At 50.0% G+C, this 17,912-nt stretch carries 15 protein-coding genes; 6 read left to right on the top strand and 9 right to left on the bottom strand.

Annotated elements, in window-relative coordinates:
* Positions 1-481: 481 nt before the first annotated feature.
* Positions 482-1,159, bottom strand: coding sequence for a hypothetical protein (locus ACWHYD_RS06435; protein WP_447965089.1), 678 nt, complete (start codon positions 1,157-1,159; stop codon positions 482-484).
* A gap of 453 nt (positions 1,160-1,612) precedes the next feature.
* Between ACWHYD_RS06435 and ACWHYD_RS06430 the strand changes: the two genes are divergently transcribed.
* Positions 1,613-1,879 carry a YtxH domain-containing protein gene (locus ACWHYD_RS06430; protein ID WP_447965088.1) on the top strand — a complete coding sequence of 89 codons (267 nt, stop codon included), beginning with the start codon at positions 1,613-1,615 and terminating at the stop codon, positions 1,877-1,879.
* Positions 1,880-2,184: 305 nt separating this feature from the next.
* The gene (locus tag ACWHYD_RS06425) at positions 2,185-2,322 is read left to right on the top strand and encodes a hypothetical protein (RefSeq protein WP_447965087.1); all 138 of its coding nucleotides are present in this window, start codon (positions 2,185-2,187) and stop codon (positions 2,320-2,322) included.
* Positions 2,323-2,797: 475 nt separating this feature from the next.
* On the opposite strand, the gene ACWHYD_RS06420 is transcribed toward ACWHYD_RS06425, so the two are convergent.
* Positions 2,798-3,340 (bottom strand): c-type cytochrome, encoded by a 543-nt coding sequence (locus tag ACWHYD_RS06420; RefSeq protein ID WP_447965086.1) that lies wholly within the window; start codon positions 3,338-3,340, stop codon positions 2,798-2,800.
* 267 nt (positions 3,341-3,607) lie between these two features.
* On the opposite strand from ACWHYD_RS06420, the gene ACWHYD_RS06415 reads away from it, so the two are divergent.
* The 4 genes from ACWHYD_RS06415 (at position 3,608) to ACWHYD_RS06400 (ending at position 8,015) form a co-directional block, all read left to right on the top strand.
* Positions 3,608-4,615 carry a YheT family hydrolase gene (locus ACWHYD_RS06415; protein ID WP_447965085.1) on the top strand — a complete coding sequence of 336 codons (1,008 nt, stop codon included), beginning with the start codon at positions 3,608-3,610 and terminating at the stop codon, positions 4,613-4,615.
* A 221-nt stretch (positions 4,616-4,836) separates the two neighbouring features.
* Positions 4,837-6,189, top strand: coding sequence for a DUF3422 family protein (locus ACWHYD_RS06410; RefSeq protein WP_447965084.1), 1,353 nt, complete (start codon positions 4,837-4,839; stop codon positions 6,187-6,189).
* Positions 6,190-6,442: 253 nt separating this feature from the next.
* Entirely contained in the window at positions 6,443-7,309 is an 867-nt protein-coding gene (locus ACWHYD_RS06405; protein WP_447965083.1) for an HDOD domain-containing protein, read from the top strand.
* Between the two features lie 448 nt (positions 7,310-7,757).
* The gene (locus tag ACWHYD_RS06400; protein ID WP_447965082.1) at positions 7,758-8,015 is read left to right on the top strand and encodes a TIGR04255 family protein; all 258 of its coding nucleotides are present in this window, start codon (positions 7,758-7,760) and stop codon (positions 8,013-8,015) included.
* A gap of 87 nt (positions 8,016-8,102) precedes the next feature.
* Here the strand turns inward: ACWHYD_RS06400 and ACWHYD_RS06395 are convergent, their stop codons facing one another.
* The 7 genes from ACWHYD_RS06395 to ACWHYD_RS06365 all read right to left on the bottom strand — a co-directional run bounded on the left by ACWHYD_RS06395 (position 8,103) and on the right by ACWHYD_RS06365 (position 17,394).
* Positions 8,103-8,402 (bottom strand): hypothetical protein, encoded by a 300-nt coding sequence (locus tag ACWHYD_RS06395; RefSeq protein ID WP_447965081.1) that lies wholly within the window; start codon positions 8,400-8,402, stop codon positions 8,103-8,105.
* Positions 8,403-8,494: 92 nt separating this feature from the next.
* Complete coding sequence (locus tag ACWHYD_RS06390) at positions 8,495-10,009, bottom strand: diguanylate cyclase (RefSeq protein WP_447965080.1); 1,515 nt, start codon at positions 10,007-10,009, stop codon at positions 8,495-8,497.
* Positions 10,006-10,599, bottom strand: a complete 594-nt coding sequence (locus ACWHYD_RS06385) for a hypothetical protein (protein ID WP_447965079.1) — start codon at positions 10,597-10,599, stop codon at positions 10,006-10,008. The genes ACWHYD_RS06390 and ACWHYD_RS06385 overlap by 4 nt, the downstream gene beginning before the upstream one ends.
* Positions 10,600-11,072: 473 nt before the next feature.
* Positions 11,073-13,202: a site-2 protease family protein gene (locus ACWHYD_RS06380; RefSeq protein ID WP_447965078.1), complete on the bottom strand. Its 2,130-nt coding sequence runs from the start codon at positions 13,200-13,202 to the stop codon at positions 11,073-11,075.
* On the bottom strand, positions 13,202-14,647 hold the full coding sequence (locus ACWHYD_RS06375) for an efflux RND transporter periplasmic adaptor subunit (RefSeq protein WP_447965077.1): 1,446 nt from the start codon (positions 14,645-14,647) through the stop codon (positions 13,202-13,204). The genes ACWHYD_RS06380 and ACWHYD_RS06375 overlap by 1 nt, the downstream gene beginning before the upstream one ends.
* 48 nt (positions 14,648-14,695) lie before the next feature.
* Positions 14,696-15,553: an efflux RND transporter periplasmic adaptor subunit gene (locus ACWHYD_RS06370; protein ID WP_447965076.1), complete on the bottom strand. Its 858-nt coding sequence runs from the start codon at positions 15,551-15,553 to the stop codon at positions 14,696-14,698.
* Entirely contained in the window at positions 15,550-17,394 is a 1,845-nt protein-coding gene (locus tag ACWHYD_RS06365) for a TolC family protein (RefSeq protein ID WP_447965075.1), read from the bottom strand. Before ACWHYD_RS06365 ends, ACWHYD_RS06370 begins: the two co-directional genes overlap by 4 nt.
* Positions 17,395-17,912 lie beyond the last annotated feature (518 nt).

The raw sequence follows: 17,912 nt of genomic DNA, 5'->3' as shown, positions 1-17,912 counted from the left end.
CCCAATACCTCTTTTGCAACCTGTGTGTTGTTTTCCGTTCAGAAGACCGATCCCCCACGCTACCATGAGCCACGCCAACTCTCAATACAAGGGAGACAAAATCCGATCCCTTTTGATTGCCCAAACAAGGCAGGTAAGACAGGAACGTCGAAACTCTCGAGAAAAATTCGCACGGCTTGTGAAGAGACAAAGACAATCCGATTCAGCATATCCCCCGGTTTGGATCTCCCGGGAGAATGAGGAATAGTCGGTTTATTAAGCAGGAAAAACCCTGACTTTATGGACAGATGGTAAACCAACAAGAAAAAAATTGGGAGATTTCTACAGTGAATTACAAAAAATCGTGCATTGGGAGAGGAGGGAGCGACGGGGAAGGAGGAGCGTTTTTACGCCATCCAAAAGACACAGTCCCTGTGATATCCGTGGGGGGTGGTAGAAGATTAGGGTAACCACGGACTGGCGGAAGGACCGGAAACTTGTTTTAAGAGAAGGTTTTGGTGTAGACAAAATTCTGACGCACGGAGACCCCATCTTTCCCTACTGGAGCCGTCTTTCCTTGTGGAGCTGCCCCTTTTTCTTTTGTCCCTTTCGAGGCTTCTTCATTGTGCGCGTTCAATTCGGAGAACTCAGATCCCTTTGCCGCTTTCGATTCCCCACCCTCATCCTGACCATTTTTCAATTGTCTCGCCCACAGGTTGGGCTGACAAACAAGGTGAAAGTTGGGAGCAGGGACGGAATCATCAATGCGCCATAATTCGAGTTCAGCCCCATAGAATTTCACTTCATCACGGGAAACTCCATTCAGCCAATCCAGGGTCTGGCGAATTTCCGGAGAAATGGCCTGGGCCACACACACCACCGTCTTCGCATCAAGGCCCGCAGCATACATGATCAGTTTACCCAGGGCGTCGGGATCAATGCCCTCCAAATGACCCAACACAATCACGTAACTCCCGGTCTTCGCATCTTTGGCGAGGACGCCTCCGGACAAAATACTGAGAGGAATGTCACTTCCAGCGGGCTTGAGGGCTCGCTCGATCGTCTCACCCAATATATCTAAAATTTCTTCTTGCTGAAGCCACGAGGCAAACCCGTCGGCCTCATTTCCCCACACTTCACTTAAATTTATTTTTCGAAGTTTTCCAACTGGTTTTGCCATAACAACCTCAACCGGATAATTGTTGGTTTTTGCTTACTATTCCAATGAGACCTACTAGTTCTTATCGACCGTTGCTCAAAAAAGTTAAGACAAAAAACTCGAAACGCAAGACCTTCCTATGAACAGAGTCATCTCGTATCATACCGACAGCCAACCCAAACATTCCTCAGGAAGTCCTCATCCAAAACGCCCAGTGGCTTGAATCTGAACCATCCCTGAAGTTTTGGGTTTCAATCAGGTCTCCGGTCATAGAAGACATTCACGTAAAACAAATTACTTACGACTCATTGATCTTTCTTCAATTTAGAGTACAATAGATTAAGTTCATTCACGCATGAATGGTCCTCGTATTCCATTCAACACCCTTCTCCTGACCCTAAGATCCCACTGGAACGAGAGACCAAACAGGATGGACAAGCACGTGTTTCCCACTTTAAACAGGAGGTTTCTGCTATGAATCGATTCCCCTTATTAGGGCTATGTCTTGTTTGTGCATTTGGACTGGTGGCTTCACTATCAGGGTGCGGGGAAACAGAGGGCCCTGCCGAAAAGGCTGGAAAGAATCTTGATCAAGCGGCCGAAAAAACATCCGAATCCGTCAATAGCGCCATGGAAAGCACGGGTGAAGCCATGGACAATGCTGCCGAGCAAACGGAAGAAGCCGCCCACGAAGCAATGGAAAGTACCGAACATATGGCAGAGGATGCCGCGAAACATTAAGGAGGCTTTCCTTTATTCACCTCGCTGCTAGTACCTGCCACCCTCCCACAGTTTCCAGCTTGAACTGCCAACGGCAGGTAGGGGAGGGGTAAAAGATCTCATCTTCCTCTTTTTCTTGTGCATTCAGATGGTGAATGTCATACCATCAGAATCCAGGGAAGAGGGGGGGTAGGTTTTGTTGTGAACACAAACCTGAGCTAAGACGAAAACCTCAACACGGATGCTCAAGGGATAATTCACAAATAATGCGGAGTTGAGTCCCACTGCTCACATTACGTGTTTAACCAAAAGGGGGCAAGAACGACATGATGGTCGATAAGTGGATAAAAACTATCGTGGCCCTGCTAGCTCTCCTCTTTGCTCTCTCTAGTACGTCCCTACGGGCAGAAAACCAGTTGGAGTTTGGAACGGATACCGGGTTCCTGGCAGATATCCACCGATGATACCGTGTTCACGCTCAGTTGCCAGGTACACTATTTTCTGGGCTCATAATTCCCGGTCGGCCCACAACTCCTGATTTCCCCTGCCGAAGGCCTCACTCAGATTACCTCCACTTGAATCGGCCGGTATCACATTCCGGTCGTTCCAGTCACCATCATTCCTTTTGGCGGAGTGGAGCTTGTCTATGCGAATCATGACCAAGGCAGTCAGGCCATGTCCCTGGCAACCACGCTGATTTTCACCTTCCAGGCTCTGGTTCTACCGAATCAGGTGAGTAGCAACCACCATCGGTATGTTATTGGGAATTCGATTCTAACTCTAACATTCGCACAGCCCAACCTCCCTACGATGCCAGGCATTCCTAGGGTTAGATCACCATCAACATGGAAACTTATGTTCTCCAAGGTGTTGGGAAAAAGTAAGACGACATGAGACAAACTGACGCATTCACGTCGTTTGAAGCTGTCCGGGAATTTTTTACTCCTTCACATTTTCTAAATACTCTGCAATACGATTCAATGCCAGCGCATTGAGCCGCGTCCCATACCACCGGGGCATCACCCTATCGGAGTATCCGGGCACCACATACGCGCCTGGATTCAAAATGGATTCCTGGATGTATTCTCGAACGGTTGTCGCCGTCCCTTGATATTGAGGGTCTGCCAATCGAAGGGGGCCATTCGTCCCTAAGACTAACCGAGGTCCCTCACGTCCCAGAGCCGGGGCAATACCTGGAATGGTATGACACACCGCACAGCCGGATTGCACAAACAACTTTTCCATCGGCTCGGTGCCCGTGGCGAGTGGCACATCGGTGAGTTTCACAGATGGGACTTTCTCTGGAACAGACCGTGGTTGGTCCGAACGGGTGGATTCCCCTATATTCGCTTCGCTAGGGTCCGATGCCGATTGATTGAACAGATTCACTGAAAGAGTCGCCATAATCCCGCAGGCCACTACAATAAAAATGAGAAACGTTTCCCGGCTTCCTGAGGATTGCAAGGACTTTGGTTTTTTCATAGACACTTCCACGATCCTACGGTAAAGATTGACAGCATACGGCCAAACAAGATGGGCCAACAACGAATAAAAACCTGAGGTGGTCTACCGAAAGTTCCACTGTCCTGTCAAATAGGTACTCCCCGTTCAATGTGATCACACCCACGTGATTGACCATTCAATACTGATCCATTTCCTTTATCCAGACTTGTTTCACACACAGGAGTTTTGGTATCCCAATCATGAGAGACAGCCAAAGAGCCCTCACCGTCAACCTGATTCCCACACATGCTTAATCATTCCTTGTGGCCATCCAAAGCATTTATTCCACACCCGTGGTTAGCTGACCCACACCGTATGACCCTTCTCCCACGATGGTGGCCACGCGGTAGTTTTCCATCCGGAATGCCCACACAAGAACGCATTTTTCAGGTCTCCCCACAGGTGGGCCTTCTGACAAAATGTCATTGGCAACCCTCCCCCTCACAACACCCCACCATCCTGATAGTTCATGGCCTCGAAGGGTGTACCGAATCACACTATATGAGGGGTCTGGCCAGGAAATGTTGGAATACAGGATGGAATAGCATTCGCATCAATCAACGAAATTGTGGAGGATCTGAACATCTCACTCCCACTCTCTATCACAATGGGCTCAGCCAGGATTACGGCAAAATTATTCAAGAAATTACTGAAGAGGATGGCTGCACTGCAGTGTGGCTCGTCGGGTATTCCATGGGAGGCAATCTCACACTCAAATTAGCCGGCGAGCATGGAACCACCCTCCCCTCTCTTCGTGGAGTCGCAGCCGTCTGTCCCAACATCCAGCCCGCGGCCTGCGTACGCGCACTGCAACGTCCCTCCAATTGGCTCTATCATCGGTATTTTCTCAAAAGCTTAACCGCCAAATTACGAAAAAAATCACAACTATTCCCGGGTCGGTGGGATCTCTCACACCTCTCTCATATTCGGACTATGTGGGAATTTGACGAGATTTATACCGCTCAGGACGGAGGGTACCGAGATGCCGCAGACTATTACGAACAAAGCGCCGCTCGTAATACGCTGTCTTCAATCAAAATTCCGACCCTGGTTATCACCGCCCAAGACGACCCGTTTATCCCCTACCCCATGTTTGCCGACCCTGCTCTCCACTCCAATCCTTTTATCCAGCTTGAGGCGCCTGCACATGGGGGTCATTGCGGGTTTTTTCAACGGCACCATAGGCAGGAGGACCCTTTCTGGGCGGAAAATCGAATATGTGACTGGATTCAGTCTCAACTCGCCTTAGCATGATCCCCATCCGTTCCTGGGCCATCCCCTTTTGAACACAATCCAAACCCCTTCAAACACTCAACTGCCTTCATTCCTATTCTCCTCTTGCCTGAAACCTATCAGGTAGGGTAGAACTCTGTTCAAATGAGTAAACTTTCCTTCCAGTTTCGATTCCAGTCACAAGTCTTCGCGCACCAATGAAATTAAAACCCGGTTCCCCAGGAAAAGGAATTCTTCGCCAAATGCATAAGGCGCAGGAAAGATATTTGGAAGGCTGGTTGGATGTTCCCGCCCATGTGCATCACACCGCGTATCGCATGGCGAATCCGGCAAGTGAACGCCCCCAAAGCCGAAAAGAGTTCCAACAACTGCTGAACTGTTTGGAGATCGAATCTTCTCACGTTGTCCTGGAAGATAAGGTTGGATTCGGAGTCAAGAAAGGAACGAATGGGGACAAACTCATTGCCATTTGGGAAGCCCACACAGAATATTACAGCTACCAGATTTGGCATATCCCCTCTGACGCGACCCAACCATTAGGATTCGGACCGTTGGGATTTCCCGGATATGTATTTCCCTTTTCTCCGTTGGGCATCCAGGTGAACGCGTTGGATCTGTTGGTCATCTCGGCGCGTACCTACGACCAGGAGGAATTGGGGACCCTTCTCCCCGGGCCGCAAATGTATGCCAGCAAGGTTCTGGGGGAGGACATCTGCGTTGCTACCAGCTTTACTCCGGACGAACATGATCGGGAACGATATCTCATTTGGGCTCCCGATCCTGTTTTACTACGCCAAAAACTGGCCAGACTGATAACAATTTTGACCACACTTGAAAACTATACCCATCTGATTCTCCTTCCCTATCCAGCCTTCTCCCGATCGGTCGATCAGGTTCAAATCTTCGAACAGCGTCAGCTCTATCAACGGACCCTTATTACGAAAGAACTGAACCTGGCGACACATAGTACCCTTCAACAGTGGCTGGAAGCGTTAACCCATGATTTCCTTGAAGTGGGGAGATTGACCGCTTCGCTACGTTATCGCCTTTCGGCTTCGGTCCCTTACGATCGGATTGTGCACAGTAATACCCTGGCACTTCAGGAACATCCTCTGCCTTACGGTCGAACGCTCATCGATTATTTTCAATGGAAAATTACAGGGGTGTCCGATGGATATCAGCAATTACTGACCCGCATTCAGGCCTTAGAGCAGGACTTTGAGGGCACCATTGCGGTCCTGCGCACTAAGGTGGAACTACTTTTACAAGAGCAAAACCTGGCGCAACAAGATCAAAACGTGAAGCTCCTGGCCAGCTTGGATAAGACCACCAAAAGCCAAGTCGTCTTACAACACACCGTAGAGGGCCTCTCCGTGATCGTGATTGCCTATTATGTAAGTGGCCTGGCCAACTATATCTTTAAGGCCCTCCACGAACTCGGTTGGCTGGACAAGTATGAATTAGCCTCTGGGATTTTTGTGCCCATCGCCTTGGGCCTCTCATTTGCCATCATCACATGGGGCAGAAATCGCATCCATAAAAAAATATCAGCAACGACCCAACCCTCCGTCTCTCATCGCCCCGATCGTTCCTAATTGTTACGCCCATTCTCCTCGTTCCTTTGCCAGCATGAATGAAGCCTGACCTCTCAGGGCAACGACAGACTCCTTCCTGGCTTCTGAACGGACATCCCATTTGAAAACCGACCTCAACCAGCTGCATGAACCAACAGCCAAACCGGAACTGAAAAGAATTCATTTTAAGTACCCCAGGGAAATGTCCGAGAACTACAAGAAAGAGGCAAATTTTTCGCCGTTGAACACCAGAGCTGCACCAGAAGGGATCAACATGCTGACAGCCGAAGAAACCGTAAAAAACTGCACGAAACTTTTTACGCTGCCGGACGTCTATCTGCAAGTCAAAAAGGTCATTGATAATCCTGAGTCCACCATGGCCGATCTGTCCAGGGCGATTAGCATTGATCCTGGCATGACTGTCGCCGTCCTCAAGTTAGTCAATAGCGCGTTTTACGCAATGCCTCGAAAAGTCGAGACCATTTCCCGGGCTGTCGGAATCCTCGGTATGCAACCCCTCCATGATTTGACGCTCGCCATTTCGGTCACCCAAACCTTTTCGGGCCTCAACCAACAAGTGATGAGTATGAGCGTATTTTGGTCAAACAGCTTCTTTAGTGGACTGGTCGCACGGGAATTAGCAAGAAAGTGTTTTCTGGTGGACAGTGAAAGGATGTTTGTAGAGGGTTTGTTAAGAGATATCGGACATCTCATCCTCTATGAGCAACTCCCCGAACCATCTGAACAGGTGTTACGAGAGTCCGCTACGACCGGGACGCCCATCCATATTATGGAACAACGGATATTGGGCTTCGATTTTACGGAAGTGGGCCAGACACTCATTGAGGAATGGCAACTACCAAAAAATTTCGGGATCGCCATTCGGTATCAAAACAATCCATCCGGCACCACCGATCACGGATTTGAAGCGGCACTCCTCAATATGGCGAGCGCACTCACGGAAGGGTTCCAGGCACCCAATGGGCATGCCCAATGGCAACATCTGGTAGCTCCCGAATCGTGGAAATTAACGGGTCTGGATGAGGAAAACCTCAAAGAATGCATGACAGAAGCAGGAAAGCAGCTCTCCGGCATGTTAGATCTCATGAAGGAAGCACATCAACCCGTGGCAGCAGGATAATGGCAAGTAAGCCCTGCATGGCAGAAGAATACAAGGAGGAAAACCGAATACGGGAATTACTCCTCAATTCAAAAAGGCAATGCCCTTTGCCAACAAAAACTCACCCGTCCATCTGTATCGAATGACACCCATGCTTGATGTCATTGTCCAAATGTCCTTAGCTCCTCCGGTCACGATTCAGGGATGAGGCACAAACCTCTTTCAAAATTTTTTCCTGACACAAGATCAAGTTTCGTATAACTTCCTCAGCGCTGTTCAGCGCTGTTCAGCGGTGGCAATGGCCTTTCAATCGGGGATCTCTTGCCATGGTTGCCAGGCCGTACGAGGGATGGGGAGCCTTTCAAGCACATACAGGCTGGCGATGGTTGACCTCACGGACAAAAATTGGGATCTACTTCTACACAACAAATGGACAGGAGACCTCGCCTGGTCTGGGATGGCCGGAGCCATGAAAGCCACACACAGTGAGGTGGTGATAGGACTGAATGGTGGAGTTGACCTGGTCTGCGTACAACATGGACTCGATCCGATCGCGCAACCTATACAAGAAATGGCCTATCTCATCGATCATGATTTCTTTGTGAATGGACAATTTGCCATGACAGAGATCGCAGGGAAACTGACAGAATATCATCAAGCGACCCAACGATTTTTCAAATTATGGATCACCGATGTGTTGCATCAGGCCATGAAACCAGTAACCTGAACTGAGTGTATTCCTCCCGCCAAGAAGCAGAAGGATTTCAAGAGATAGGCCTCGAATTTTGGATACTTTTTCTTTTTTCCATACTCACTATTGAGAGTATGAAAAATAAAGAAGAATTCCAATCCAAATTGTTAGACCTACCCAAAAACTGACCTCTCTATATGGCAGTTCGCTTTTAAGGGCCTCCTTTTTAAGTTGAGGTCGATAATACCCTAAGCTCAAAATACCAAGAAAAAGTTCTCCAGTTAAAAGAAAAATTGGTGCAATAAAAGACAAAATTAATATCACTGCAGTTCCAAAAACCGTCAAAAAAAGGTCAATCATAAAGGCTCCCCATGGCACCACACTCACCCTTTTTTTTCGACCGCTGAAAATTCCTTTATCCACTTCCATTCACCTGCGAGGGGCATTTTTTGACTAGAGGCTGGGTAAAAATCATCCGTAAATTGCATATAATCCCAGTCCCTCCCCAACTCCCGCTAGGATACTGAGTGACTCATCAATTTCTCATCTTGAGCTGACGCAGCAACCGCTTCATTAACCATCCACTGTTCCACCCGATTCCGCCCATTCTCTTTGGCCACATATAAGGCTTTGTCGGCTTGGGCTACCAATTCCAAATAATCAGAAGCTCCTAAAGCGGCGGCTGACACACCAAAACTCATCGTAATTTTCTGCCCGGACGTCGTGCGAATAGCGGTACTGGCCAAGCGTTCAATGTGTTCCCGTAACCGTCCGGCCACCAACATGCCCTCGACACAAGTCTGCCCAGGCAGGAGAATGCAAAATTCCTCTCCCCCATACCGGCCAATAATGTCCAAAGGACGTAAAGCTGTTGATAACACTTGCGCCACGATTTGAATCACTTGATCCCCCACCGCATGACCAAACCGATCATTATACGACTTGAAATGGTCGATATCCGCCATAATACAAACCAAATCTGTACCGTCACGTTGGACCCGCTCCCACTGATCTTCAAAGGCCTCGAATAAGGCTCGCCGGTTGCAACAACCCGTCAAGGGATCTCGGTGAGCCAGTTTTTCCAGTTCGATTTTTGACAACTCTAACTCCTGAATCGTGTCTTCCAATACCGTCACATCATTGAACGACACCAAAATTCCTCGGACCTGTTTGCGTACACCCAAAATGGGGGTGCAATTGACTCGGAAATTTTTTACGGTTTTCCCGGGCCTCTCCCAAACCAGAGGCACATCCAAATTCAAGCATTTGTCCTGTCGCGCGGTCTTCCAAGGGTAAGTGATCAGCGGGGTGAGCGGGTCGGGAGACGTCCATTCAAAACCATCCAGTGTGCTCCCGATCAGGTCATGAGGATCAACACCGACAATGAGACTAAAGGCTCGATTGGCTAACACAATTCGGTCATCACCATCCAGAAACACCACACCCTCTGCTAACACATCAAACGCGGCTTGCACCCGCATGGGGACGACTGAACTGGGATCGAGTTGCCGCAACGTTCGTTTCATATACAAAAAATAGCCCAAAAACCCGTAGACCATGACCAGGACAAGGAATCTTACCCAGGTATTATCAAGGACATGGGTCCAGATCCCGGTATCCATAGAAGGAAATCGGAGTTGTAACGTTCCCCAATGCAGATCCCCTTTAAAAATAGGAATCTGAATATGATCGAGCGTGGAGCGGTCTCCGGATGGCTGGCTCCAGAGAGCACGATGCGGCCCGGCCATGGCCATAATCTCACCATTTTCCAAAACCAGGGCCACTGATTGGATATCCGCATTCCGTTCAACCAACAGATTCAAGGCCTGTTGGATGTCCTGGTCATCCTCCCTCTGCGCCAGAATGGAATACTGAACCGCCATGGCTTCGCTATACTTTTGCCGATAGGTAAAGATTTGAGCGGCTTGGTCCGGAATGAGGCCGATCATCAGGTCACAGATTAAGAGGATACTCAGGGTAAGAGATACCAGACCCAGACTCATCCAACAGATGAAGGTCAATCGTTTCATGAGGATCCTGAGGGGAAAGTAGAGGAGAAAATGAGACCAATACGGGCAGCCGTATATATCGATTCCGGACTATCATATGGATATGGTTGCCCCCACGGCTTGGTTGAGTGAATCTCATGGGCTTGATCGCCCATATCCGAGGACGCAGGTTCATACACGATATAGGTGGTCTCAGTTAACAACCTTTGCCATTTCTGAAATCCTGCTCTGATAATGATGCCTTGGGTCTCTAGCAAACCCACCTTAATATCCAGATCCAAGATAGCAATAAAACTCCCATTTCGGGTGGAATCGAGATGAATGACCTCGGCGGCGGAATTGATGTCATCTACTTTTTTACGCTCTCCCTCGGTATAAGGAATGCCCGGTTGTTCTTGGGTGATGGAGTCTTGAACGACTTCCACCCCTGCGACAAGCTTGGCACCATTAAAGAGAATCCGTGGCTCTAACGAAATAAAGGTCCTGGTCAATCTGACCGTTGGAGGCTCTTGGGAGGGGGTGGACTTCCGCTTTTTTTGGGCACCCGGTGTTACCACCTTGGTATCCATCCCGGCTTCGAGCATCGCGAGCCTGCGGTACATGACTTTCATATGACGATCTTCAATCATGAATGAAATGTGAAGACGAATAATTTAGGTCACAAATTGTTCAAAAATCCTTTGTACCCCTAGGGGTTATCGAGCACAAAGGTAGCCCCTCAAAAGAAGGGACTCCCATATCATTTGTCGGATCTTAGGGAAATACTCTTGATGCAGACTAATAAAGGTTTGAGGGGGTTACTTTCCGCTTTTTGAATGTTAGTGGACGTTGGTGGGCATTGTTACTGGTGTATAGATTCTGGTGGTGATTGGAATGTTAGAGGAGAATGTTGGAAGCAAAGTCTGGACTATTTGTTTTAATGAAAGAGAATGTGAGCTGCCTTTAAGGCTCTCAAACCCTGCACCACTACCGTGATTTTTAATCGTAAAGCAGGGTAGTCCCCAGGACTGACCTTGTTGGAGTAGACAAAGAAAAGGCCGCTCAAGTGAGCGCATCTTCCCAACTCCACTTTTTCTTCTCACAATCAGGCTCCGCTTTCCCGAATGAGAATGGAGGCCGCACGTGCCCAAAGATGCCCCATGAAACTTTGCCCATTGCCCTTCACATGGACCACCCCTCGCACAACCTGATTCCAGGAAGGATCCCTGTCCGTCACATCCAGTTCCACCCGGTACACGGAATGCTCCGGAATCAATCGGCCCCGCGCATCCTGGCGCACGGGCACCCCCCCGGAATAGATAGAGGCCAAATACGGTAACGCCATTTCCGATTCGTCCACATGACGAAGGTCCCGAAGCTCCCCCTGTCGGGCAGGCCGAGTAGGGTCGTCCGGATAAAACCATCCTTCATTCCCCACTGAGAGCCGGGTCTTTTCTTTTTCTGTGGCAAGCGCCAGCATCAAGGACGGATGTTCGCCAATCACATGGGCCATCGCCATGTCGGTATTCACCCACAGCCCTGGATGGAGGGACGATGCCAGGTCCGTGACCACGCCCGAGAATGGAGCACGCAGGATCAATTGCTCCCGGAGCATAACCAGGCCGGCCAAAGCCTTTCGTTCGCCCACCAGCGTCTCCCAAATTACCAAATGATCATCCCGATCATCCTGATAGGCGACTTCCCGTTCTGCGCGCAATTCCAACGCCGCAATGCGATGTCCGACGATATCAATCTGATGTTCCACCTGTGGCGACTGTAAAATTAAAAGTGTTTCACCGTGTTCGATCCGATCTCCCTCCTCAACCAACACCTCCACCACCATTGCCGGAGCCGGTGGAAACAGAGTTATACGTTCCGGAGCCTCAAGAATCGCCGGAATCTCCACCGTCGTATCCAAAGGCATCACGCTCATCAGTAAACATCCGGTCAATGCGACTCCGACTCCACGGCCACGCCACGATTTCACGACTGCGGTTCGACGTGTCCACCAAACCTGCAGTTCCTCATAGACCGGCCATGCCAGAAACCAGCCTATTTCCACGAGAAAGAGAATGACCCCCAAAACCTTGAAAAAAAAGTAGTACACCAGGACCGCAATGCCGACAAACACGACGGCCCGGTAGACCCACACCGCCCACGCATAGGCGATCAGCACCCATTGCCGTTGCGGGGGCATGTGTTCCGGAGGAGCATCTCCCCAGGCAAACAACCATTCCCGTAGTTTCCAACGACCAAACCCGAAGGCCCGTGATTGCAAATTCGGGACACCCAGCCAATCGGAGAGGACGTAGTAGCCGTCAAACCGGAGCAGTGGATTCAAATTGATCAGCAGCCCCGTCACCCAACTGGTGGTCGCCAACACAAAGAGCATGCTTTTGACAATGCCATCAGGACAGAAGTTCCATAAAAAGGTCGCGAGCATCGCCACACTCAGTTCAACCACCATTCCGGCAGCGGCAATCGCCGCGCGTTGTTTCCGGACCGTGAGCCGCCAGGAATCGGTTGTATCGGTATAGAGGACAGGCACCATAATGAGGAATCCGAGGCCCATCGTGGGGACCCGGCACCCATATCGGATAGCGGTATAGGCATGCCCCAGTTCATGCAATATCTTAATGGCCACCAACCCGATGATATAACCGGTCATCCCCTGAAACGTGAAAAAGTATAAAAAAACGTTGGCAAACGATTCCCACTGCCGCACAACTCCCATACACCCGATCACACCCAGGATGATCACACACCATAAGGCCCAGGAACTAAATAGCGGAGTGACGAACGGAAGCGTTGTTCGTAAGAACCGGTCGGGATTACATAGGGGAATTCTGAAAAATAAATAGTTGTGGAGTACTCTCAGCAACCAATGTTGTTTCGCCTGTTCGGCCTGTTCTAAGAACCCCTGACTTCCACCGGCTAAGGAATCCCGGGTTAAATTGTTCCTATAAAGAAACTGGACCAACTCCATCACATTCCCGGTTGAGACCTTGGCCGAGGTGGTTCGGGTCACCAGATCCACCAGTCCCTTTGCCGTTCCCGCCTGCCAATGGGAAAGCAGTTGAAAGGCGGACCATTCAATTTGAAAAAATTGATTGCGCACCATGTCCACAATCGTCCAGGTGGGGACGCCATCAGGCGTGGGGGTCCCGGGCAGGATCTGAAGATCTTCGCGCAAGGGTGGAAGGGAAATGTCTTCTTGAGGCTTTGGCTGACCCATTAGAAACCTAACGTTTGTCGAAGAACTCCCAGTGGGCGCCGGAAGAGATAGAAAAAGAGGGTGACCGGTTCCCCATAGATTTTTGCGGTGCCTTGCCAGCCAATTCGAATATCTTCAGGCGGATCCGTGAACTCGGCTTCCACCCGATAGGCCAGGACATTGGTCGGGAGAATACTCGCATGGTAACTGGCATGAATTAATTGGGCAGGTATGGCTCGTAAGGGATGGGCATTCAAAAACACCTCAATCTCGGCGCCTTCCCGTAACACGATGGCGTCTTCCACCGGTAGATCAATTTTCAATTCAAACTCCTGGGGATCGGCCACTTCCATAATGCGTTCGCCCACCACCACCGGCTTGCCGATCCATTCGGATTTATCCGTGAAAATCACAATGCCCGCCCGGGGAGCTTTGACCTCCACCTGCTGTAACATGTCCCAGGCGTAATCCCGTTCGGCCTCTTTCAGCCGGACTTCCGAGGCCTGCACGGGCATACCCGCACCGGTGTCATGGTCGACAAATGCACCCTGCGACACTTTGCGATACTCCATCCAGGTGACGGACAGATTCTTTTCCGCCACTTCAAATTGATTCCGGAATGTGGTGTCCTCGTAGCGAAAGAGGGTTTGCCCTGTTTGAACAAGGGTATTCGGGTGGACAAGGATTTCTCCCAGCACCCCATCCAATGGGGCCGTCACGACAGACGGATCCCGCGGCACCACTTCCACAGGAGCCAGCGTGGACAATCGCACGGGCAGCCACATAGCCGCCATCACGACCACCAGCACTCCCCATAGCCAGTTCTTAAGAACCTTCCAGCTTTTCACTCTCCGTTTCGTGCCCCCGAGCGCCTGCCAGGCATGAGCCACCGTTTCGGCAAACCGCCGGATCAATTGCACCTCCCCATCTTGCCAGGGTATCTCCCTGGTCAACCACAGGCCACCAATCATCTGCTGATCTGCGCGAATTAATGGACACCATAAGACATGAGGAAACGCAAAGGACTTCCAATCACGTTGGAGTTCTGTCGAACAATGAGTGGAGGAGAGAGGACCGGGATCTTTGAGACTGCCTTGTCCCCATAATTCGGAAATGACGCGTTCAATCCAAGTGATCATCGGCGCATTGCGGTCAACCACGGCCACACTGGACACCGCTTCCACCCTTCCCCGCATCCGCCCCTTCGACGTGATGGAAAAAATACAGGCCTGTCGAAAGTCCACGAGACGTCTGGTCTCATTGGCCAGAAGAAAACAGAGTTCTTTTACCGTTTGAGCCTTGCGAACCTGACTTTCCAGTTGAAGAAGCGCCAGAAAAATACTGGAATCTTTTTCCGTTTGGTTCTTGGGAGCGATGGAAAAGCCGCCGGACAGACCGGAGGAGGATCTGAAGTCCTTCCCAATCCCTCGCGTAGGGGACTCTGTCTGGGTTGCTGTTTGCACCACGCTCGTTTCTCTCCGTTGGATCAACAGGGAAGTTGATCCGGGAAGGAGTTAAGGTTTGGCAGTTTTTTTACTCATGGACGTCGATGAGGCTAAGGGTTTCGTGCTTGACGAAAATGTTGATTGAGTGGGAAACGTGCCTTCCGGAAATTTGGCGCTTCCACTCATCCCGGCTAAGACACCAGTGGGATGTTTGTGAAACCGGCCAAAGACCCGAATGGTTTGGCTCACAGGATCAACACGAGGACCAATTTCCACCACTTCCGCCGAATAGTCCTTTTGGGTCTCATCGATTCTAAATGAAAACGGACTGTGCTTGGCGATCCACCGCAGCGAAGACGATGGGAGAATCAATTCAATATCCAGATTCTGATTACTGACAATACTCACCAGATCATCGTACGGATTCACACTTTCATAAGGGTGGACCAATGTCTTGACCACATGTCCCGCAAAAGGGGCAGGAATCCGGCAACCTTGAACAATCACTTGTGCTCTTGTGAGAACCGCCTGAGCCTTTTTCAATTCGGCCTGCGAAATGTCCACTTCCAACCGGCCAATCCCGTGAAGAGTGGCCAGCTCCTCGTTATTGATGACGGTCTTTTGCCTTGCATCCAAATCCGCTTGAGCGGCCGACAATTCCGCCCGGTATTTGGCACATTCAAACTCAACGAGGAGGTCTCCCTTATTAAATCCGTCTCCGTCTCGAAACGGCATCCGCTTCACTAACGCCTGGATTTCACTGGCAAGCACCGCCTCAACGACAGGTTTCACGATGCCCCGAATCGTCTGAAGATCCGATGAGGGCAAACTGCTGCGTCCTCCGCCTTTTGCCAAACTGACGCCTGAAGTCAGCATGATCAGACTCAGGACCAAACACAGAATGTGGATAGGGTGTCGATGTATCATGGATTAACTCTCTCTTGAGGTTGAGTGGTTGTCTCTTGGGATTGCGCGATAGTCTCTTGAGGTTGCACGCCAGTCTCTTGGGGTTGGGGCTCAGGCTCTGGTGGTAGCGCGTCGGCCTCTTGGGATTGACCGAACGTCTGTTGGGGTTGAGGCTCGGCCCCTTGGGTTTGAGTGGTTGTTGCTTGGGTTTGAGCGTCAGTTGGATGAACCTGCGCGAAGACCTCGGGACGTTCAAGCCATTCCCAACGTTCTTGCAAGGCCACGGCCAATTCTTCCACACCGTCTCCCGCGATGTCCGTGGGGAAGGGGTCTTCTCCAATCGCGGCCAACACATTGGCATAGGCAATTTCTAACTTAGCCAGAGCCGATTCATACCGTAATTCGGCCACCAGACCTTGCATTTTTTCCCGGATGACCAGATGTTCACTCAGCCGGTTAAGCGACCAGGCACGTTGGACCTGGTCGGCAATGGCCATTTGTGTGTCAAAATAGCGTTTTCCCGTGGCCGCATCATTCATGGCCGCATGATATTGCGCCACCGACACATGGACCTGACTCATCAGAGCCATCGTCAAGGCCAAACTTTGCATGTCCAGCACCTTTTCCTGTGCGTCGATCACCTGCAAACGGACAGGATGCCGGAACACATTCAACAGATTCCAGCTAACTTTGGCTCCGTAATTCAGCCAATTATTATGAAACAGGAAATTGTTGCTATCATAATTACCTCCAAAATACACATTCAGGTTCGGGAGCAATTCCAGGATGGCGGCTTTGGTTTCCTTGGCGTTAATTCGTTTTTGATAGTCGACTTTTCGCAGTTCCGGACGATTCATGAGTGCCCGGTATTCCAAATCTTCCAGTTTCTCCTCAACTTTCGATACAAGGGGCGGATGTTCCGGCACAGCCAGTTCATAGGGCTCACCAGGGTTTAAATTCATGAGTTCGGCAAGATGAATTCTTGATAACGATAATTCCTGATAGAGTTGTTGAATTTCCCGTTGTGCGCTCAAGAGCTCTCGTTCATATTGCAGGGAGGTCAGCGGATCCGCCAAGGCGCGTTCCCGGATCAAATGCGCTTCACCCAGCGCTTGCGTTACCCAATCCTGAAGGAAGGCCAGCCGACCCAATGCCCGCTCCGCTCCCACGGCCTTCCAAAACGCGGATCGAACATCCTGGATTACCCGATTGGCAATGCGACGTTTATCTTCTTCCGCAATGAGCACATCGTCAGCGGCTTGTTTAGCCCGTACATAGGATAGACCGAAATCCAGGACATCCCAGCTCAATGTTAAATTCGATGTGTAAATATCCTTATCAGATGAAGTGGAGGACACGAGTGATTGTTGGCCTGTTTCTAAGGACTGGCTGCTCGCTCCCGCAAAATTACTGCGACCATTATAGGCCGCATCCGCCACCACTTTTGGCAGCATATCGTAATGCGCCAGATCCAGTTGGCGATGCGTGACCATTTCCTTTAATCCCTGCACCCGCGTTTCCAGATTATATTTCAACGCCCGCGCCATCGCTTCAAAGAGCGTAATGGGACGAGCCACGGGCTCCTGATATTGCGTGAGTTGCGCCAGGTCCTCTTGGACCCGCTGTTGAATTTCTTCCTGAGTGAGTGGAGTGGGCATGACCGCACAACCGGAGTCCAGCAGGACCAATCCTATCACCACCACATCGATCAGAAATTTTTGAATGTGTAATGCCATCGCTAAATGGTTAATGATCCATCCGATACAATTCACTCCAGCACGCGTCTTATGCCCGCGCAAACTTGCCTCAGGATAGTAGCTGCCCGAATGACTCCGCTGACCGGCATGTGAAATTTCCCTCAACTCTAGGCCGTTTATCCTTACGGGCCCTTCGAGCATTTTTGTTCACAATAGAAACCAGAGCTGCCGTTTAACAGCTTTCCAGCTCTGTTTCTCGGACGTTCTTTTGGCAAGATTAATATCGTAGATCGTTCTCATTTATACGAGAACTGCCCAGATGTGAAACAATCTTTACCAATCCATCACAACGTCTTGTGATCTCATTGTTTGAGCTATATGGCATCCAAAATTTATTTTCAAATTCACCTCATTGTTCCACCACACGTGATGTCATTTTTTTTATGAACCCTATTTTGACTGTTTTTTGAGGAATCAAGAATCCGATCCGATCTTCTAGATAGGACACCCATATTCCAGCATCCATTCAGATCCACCACCCCAAAATTTTTTTGATGGTGAAAATTTCCCCTCATGTCTTCCAGTCAATGAAGCCAATAGCCGAATAGGGAGATGGAGGAGTTTTATGTTGAGAGAATGCGTCAAAAGGAAAAACAATGATCTAGAGGTGCTAAGTAAGTTCG

Source organism: Nitrospira sp. Ecomares 2.1, assembly GCF_965152585.1.
Note: the sequence above shows the minus strand (reverse complement) of the source record. Positions and strands in the feature narration are given on the sequence as shown.

What these genes read in the sequence shown, in the direction of transcription:
- ACWHYD_RS06410 (WP_447965084.1), top strand. Translation starts at nt 4,837, where the DNA reads ATGCATAAGGCGCAGGAAAGATATTTGGAAGGCTGGTTGGATGTTCCC.
- ACWHYD_RS06390 (WP_447965080.1), bottom strand. Translation starts at nt 10,009, where the DNA reads ATGAAACGATTGACCTTCATCTGTTGGATGAGTCTGGGTCTGGTATCT.
- ACWHYD_RS06435 (WP_447965089.1), bottom strand. Translation starts at nt 1,159, where the DNA reads ATGGCAAAACCAGTTGGAAAACTTCGAAAAATAAATTTAAGTGAAGTG.
- ACWHYD_RS06370 (WP_447965076.1), bottom strand. Translation starts at nt 15,553, where the DNA reads ATGATACATCGACACCCTATCCACATTCTGTGTTTGGTCCTGAGTCTG.
- ACWHYD_RS06405 (WP_447965083.1), top strand. Translation starts at nt 6,443, where the DNA reads ATGCTGACAGCCGAAGAAACCGTAAAAAACTGCACGAAACTTTTTACG.
- ACWHYD_RS06385 (WP_447965079.1), bottom strand. Translation starts at nt 10,599, where the DNA reads ATGAAAGTCATGTACCGCAGGCTCGCGATGCTCGAAGCCGGGATGGAT.
- ACWHYD_RS06400 (WP_447965082.1), top strand. Translation starts at nt 7,758, where the DNA reads ATGAAAGCCACACACAGTGAGGTGGTGATAGGACTGAATGGTGGAGTT.
- ACWHYD_RS06430 (WP_447965088.1), top strand. Translation starts at nt 1,613, where the DNA reads ATGAATCGATTCCCCTTATTAGGGCTATGTCTTGTTTGTGCATTTGGA.
- ACWHYD_RS06425 (WP_447965087.1), top strand. Translation starts at nt 2,185, where the DNA reads ATGATGGTCGATAAGTGGATAAAAACTATCGTGGCCCTGCTAGCTCTC.
- ACWHYD_RS06380 (WP_447965078.1), bottom strand. Translation starts at nt 13,202, where the DNA reads ATGGGTCAGCCAAAGCCTCAAGAAGACATTTCCCTTCCACCCTTGCGC.
- ACWHYD_RS06415 (WP_447965085.1), top strand. Translation starts at nt 3,608, where the DNA reads ATGCTTAATCATTCCTTGTGGCCATCCAAAGCATTTATTCCACACCCG.
- ACWHYD_RS06420 (WP_447965086.1), bottom strand. Translation starts at nt 3,340, where the DNA reads ATGAAAAAACCAAAGTCCTTGCAATCCTCAGGAAGCCGGGAAACGTTT.